At 75.8% G+C, this 3,499-nt stretch carries 3 protein-coding genes; 2 read left to right on the top strand and 1 reads right to left on the bottom strand.

Annotation, left to right across the window (positions count from 1 at the left end):
• Positions 1 to 88: 88 nt before the first annotated feature.
• Complete coding sequence (locus ACFV6I_RS27295; RefSeq protein ID WP_380428202.1) at positions 89 to 862, bottom strand: SseB family protein; 774 nt, start codon at positions 860 to 862, stop codon at positions 89 to 91.
• Between the two features lie 91 nt (positions 863 to 953).
• Between ACFV6I_RS27295 and ACFV6I_RS27300 the strand changes: the two genes are divergently transcribed.
• On the top strand, positions 954 to 2,177 hold the full coding sequence (locus ACFV6I_RS27300) for an alanine racemase (RefSeq protein ID WP_380428204.1): 1,224 nt from the start codon (positions 954 to 956) through the stop codon (positions 2,175 to 2,177).
• Positions 2,178 to 2,469: 292 nt separating this feature from the next.
• Positions 2,470 to 3,393 carry a lytic polysaccharide monooxygenase gene (locus ACFV6I_RS27305; protein WP_063346864.1) on the top strand — a complete coding sequence of 308 codons (924 nt, stop codon included), beginning with the start codon at positions 2,470 to 2,472 and terminating at the stop codon, positions 3,391 to 3,393.
• The last annotated feature ends 106 nt before the right edge of the window (positions 3,394 to 3,499 follow it).

Raw genomic sequence — 3,499 nt, forward strand, 5'->3', positions numbered from 1 at the left:
GCGGGGGGCGGGGGGGGGGGGCGCCGCCCCCCCCCCCCCCCCCCCCCCGACGCACTTCCTACGGCCCCCTACCGCTTCCTAGCGCTCCCTACCGCCGGTAGAGCGGCTCCCCCGGCAGCTCCGCGCTCGCCGGCAGCACCGCGAGGTCCAGCCCGCGGTCCAGCCGCACCCGCAGCACCGGGTCGGCGGCCACCGCCCGCCCGACCCGCTGCACGGCCGCCTGCAGCCCGTCCTGGTCCAGCGCCGGGTCGAACACCACCGCGAGCACCCCGTCCGAACCCTCCGAGGCCGCCAGCAGCCCGGTGAGCACCTGCGGCTCGGCCGCCAGCAGCCCGCGGACCGCCTCGCGCACCTCCGGGTCCCGGGCCGGCGGCAGGAACGGGCGGTTCTCCGCGAGCGCCCGCAGCCGGGCACCGCTCAGCTGGAACGGCACCGGCCCGGCCGGGTCGACCAGCAGGGTGTCGGCGCGCTCGGAGAAGGCGACCATCGCGGCCTGCGGGGCCGCCGTCGGCGCCGGGCGGGCGTCGGCACGCCAGCGGGCGAGCGAGTCGAGCGAGGTGAAGGCCGGCAGCGCGCGGCGCCCGTCCGGGGCCTCCAGCACCGGGACGGCCATGTCGCTGGTCTTCTCGTGCTTGTGCCCGTGCTCGTCCACCTCGACCTCGCCGAGGATCGCGACGATCGGGACCATCAGCCGGGTGGGGGTCAGCGCCGCCAGCACCTCCGGCTCGGCCGCGCGGTCCTGCGACCAGCGGGCGAGGGCCTCGGCGAGCGCCGGGTCGGCGGTGCCGTCGTCGTCGGAGAAGCCGGGGTTCGGGATGCCCTTGCCGACGAACGCCGGGTTGGAGAAGTCTTTGCGGTCCACCCGCCCGACCCTATGCCACCGCGCGCGAGCCGCCCCATTTCCCTGCACGCGGGGCCTACCCACCGGTAGTGCGGTGTGGCACCCTGCGCCCATGGTGATCCTCGACGCACCCGCGACCGCCCCCACCCCGGTCTCCGACCGCCTCCGGTACGACCGGGCCACCGCGCACCTGGACGGGCCGGTGGCCGTCGTCGACCTCGCCGCCTTCGACGCCAACGCCGCCGACCTGGTGCGCCGGGCCGCCGGCAAGCCGGTCCGGGTGGCCAGCAAGTCGGTGCGCTGCCGGGCGCTGCTGGACCGCGCGCTGGCCGTGGACGGCTTCGCCGGGGTGATGAGCTACACCCTCGACGAGTCGCTCTGGCTGGCCCGTACCGGCGTGCGCGACGTCCTGCTCGCCTACCCCTCCGCCGACCGGGCCTGCTACACCGAGCTGACCGCCGATCCGGCGCTCGCCAACGAGGTCACCGTCGTCCTCGACGACCCCGCCCAGCTGGACCTGATCGACAAGGCCCGCGGCGGCGACGCCGAGGTGCGGGTCTGCCTGGAGCTGGACACCGCGCTGCACCTGCTCGGCGGGCGGGTCCGGGTGGGCGCCCGGCGCTCCCCGCTGCGCACCCCCGAGGACCTCGGCGCCTTCGCCGAACTCGTCCAGCACCGCCGGGGCTTCCGGGTGGTCGGCCTGATGGCCTACGAGGGGCACGTCGCCGGGGTGGGCGACCAGGTGCCCGGCCGGCCGCTGCGCTCGCAGCTGATCCGGCTGATGCAGGCCAGGGCCAGGACCGAACTGGCCGAGCGGCGGGCGGCCGTGGTCCGGCGGCTGCGGCGGGTGGCCGAGCTGGAGTTCGTCAACGGCGGCGGTACCGGCAGCGTGGAGTCCACCGTGGCCGAGCGCGCGGTCACCGAGGTCGCGGCGGGCTCCGGGCTCTACCTGCCCCGGCTGTTCGACAACTACCGCTCGTTCCAAGGCCGTCCGGCCGCGCTGTTCGGCCAGCCGGTGGTGCGCCGCCCCGGCGTCGGCGTGGTGACGGTGCTCGGCGGCGGCTACCCCGCCTCCGGCGCGGCCGGCCCGGACCGCTCGCCGGTGCCGTACCTGCCGCAGGGGCTGCGCTACGACCCGATGGAGGGCGCCGGGGAGGTGCAGACCCCGCTGCTCGGCACGGCCGCGGACGACCTGCTGATCGGCGACCGGGTCTGGTTCCGGCATGCCAAGGCGGGCGAACTGTGCGAGCGCTTCACCGAACTGCACCTGATCGAGGGCGACCGGATCGTCCGGACCGTCCCGACGTACCGGGGCGAGGGGAAGGCGTTCCTGTGACCGGCCTGCGGCCGACGGCGGCCTGACCGCCCGAACGGCCGTCCGACGACCTTTCCGGAGCCTTAAGCGGGCCCGATGGAACGCCTAACCCGGCCGTTCCGTCGGGCCTTTGCCCTGTTCGGGGGCCTACAGTCCGTCAGGAAGCGTGGCACGCACGACTATTGCCAGCTGGTCCAGACCAATCATACGCTCTGGCCAGGGGTCCGCGGTCCGGGCCGGCGGCCCCCGAACGGGCAGGCGTGTCCGCTCCCCCCACACCCGCCCGGAACGACGGTCAAGGAGTCCCCACCCCATGTCCATCAAGCGAAGTGCCCTGTCCGTCGGCGCGGTCGGCGCCGCGGCCCTCGCGGTGGCCGTTTCCACCGCAGGCACCGCCAGCGCCCACGGCACCATGACCAACCCGGTCAGCCGGGTCGCCGCCTGCTACGCCGAGGGCCCCGAGCACCCGGTGTCCCAGATCTGCAAGGACCTCGTCGCCGCGAGCGGCACCCAGCCGCTGTACGACTGGAACGAGGTCAACATCGCCAACGCGGCCGGCAACCACCAGGCGCTGATCCCGGACGGCAAGCTCTGCTCGGCCAACCGCGACAAGTACCAGGCCCTGGACTGGCCGCGCACCGACTGGCCGGCCACCGCGGTCAAGGCGGGCGCCTTCACCTTCCAGTTCCGCACCACCGCGCCCCACGTGGGCACCCAGACCGTCTACATCACCAAGCCGGGCTACGACCCCACCAAGCCGCTGAAGTGGTCGGACCTCGACCCGACGCCGGTCGCCCAGGTGCAGGTCGACCGCACCGCCACCAACGGCTTCTACACCTACGCCGGCACCCTGCCGCAGCGCACCGGCCGCCAGCTGCTGTACACGGTCTGGCAGCGCAGCGACAGCCCGGAGGCGTTCTACAGCTGCTCCGACGTCGACTTCGGCGCGGCCACCGCGGCCGGCGCCCCGGCCGTCTCGGCGCTCACCGCGCAGGCCCCGGCCGCGCCCAGCGACGCGCAGATCGCGGCCGACGCACCCAAGTCCACGGTCGCCCACCACGGCCACGGCGGCGACCCCAACTCCCCGGCCGGCGCCGTGATCCCGACCGCCGCCGCGGCCGTCGGCACGTCGGCCACCGGCCCGCTGCTGCTGGCCGGCGCCGCCGCGATCAGCGTGGGCTGGGCCGGCATGGTGCTCCGGCGCCGTCGCGTCGAGGCTGTTCGACGCGACTCCTGACGCCGGACGCGGGGCCGGGGCGGCCAAACCCCCGTCCGGCCCGGTTCCGCGGCTCCACCCCGTCCGGAACGAACGGCGGCGGCCCACCCGGAGAGTGCTCTCCGGG

Source organism: Kitasatospora sp. NPDC059803 (assembly GCF_042732255.1).
In the GTDB taxonomy this organism is placed as follows: domain Bacteria; phylum Actinomycetota; class Actinomycetes; order Streptomycetales; family Streptomycetaceae; genus Kitasatospora.